The following is a 434-nucleotide window of genomic DNA, read 5'->3' on the forward strand; positions in this document are numbered from 1 at the left end:
CTTGCTCTGGTCGCGCTCAGCCGAACGCACGACCTGGCTGGACGGCTACTGCGAGAGCGGCCGGCGGCGCAGTCCTAAACGGATGCCCGCTTGATCCTTATGCAAAGCGCTTTCGGAGCTTGATTTATATGCACCATGACCTTTGACATCCGTCAGCTTCGCTATGCGATTGCGGTGGCCGATCATGGGAGTTTTCACCGCGCAGCGGAGGCGATGGAAGTCGAACAATCGACGCTCAGCCGAAACGTCCTGAAATTGGAGCGCCTGATCGGCGTCAAGATCTTCGACCGCTCGCATGCTGGCACCACCCTAACCATCGCGGGACGCCAGTTCATTCGCAGGGCCAGGCCGATGGTGGCGTGCGCCGACAAGCTGGCCTCAATCATGCGGGCGACGCGTCAGGGGGCTCTGTTGCAAAGATTGGCGGCAGTCAG

At 60.8% G+C, this 434-nt stretch carries 1 protein-coding gene; it reads left to right on the forward strand.

The window, feature by feature from the left end:
- Positions 1-135: 135 nt before the first annotated feature.
- On the forward strand, positions 136-434 hold a 299-nt coding region (locus R5H29_RS22150), incomplete at its 3' end, for a LysR family transcriptional regulator (protein WP_332329865.1).

The sequence above is a fragment of the Stenotrophomonas sp. A3_2 genome (assembly GCF_036624925.1).
Classification (GTDB): Bacteria; Pseudomonadota; Gammaproteobacteria; order Xanthomonadales; family Xanthomonadaceae; genus Stenotrophomonas; species Stenotrophomonas hibiscicola.